The 231-nt window shown below is 70.6% G+C and carries 1 protein-coding gene; it reads left to right on the forward strand.

Annotated features, from left to right (window positions below):
• A partial coding sequence (locus SB753_RS42085; protein ID WP_410805826.1) for an NADP-dependent isocitrate dehydrogenase occupies positions 1-231 on the forward strand: 231 nt, incomplete at both ends.

The raw sequence follows: 231 nt of genomic DNA on the forward strand, positions 1-231 counted from the left end.
CTCCGACCCGGTGATGTTCGGCGTGGTCGTGACCGAGTTCTACAAGGACGTGCGGGGCAAGCGCGCCGCCACGCTCAAGGCCGCCGGCTGCGACCCCAACAACGGCATCGGCGACCTCTACGCGCGCCTGGGCAGCCTGCCGGCCGCCGAGCAGGAAGCGATCAAGGCCGACCTGCAGGCCGAGTACGCCCGGCGCCCGGCGCTGGCGATGGTCAATTCCGACAAGGGCAT

Origin of the sequence: Paraburkholderia sp. SIMBA_053 (assembly GCF_046534895.1) — a bacterium.
In the GTDB taxonomy this organism is placed as follows: Bacteria; Pseudomonadota; Gammaproteobacteria; order Burkholderiales; family Burkholderiaceae; genus Paraburkholderia; species Paraburkholderia caledonica.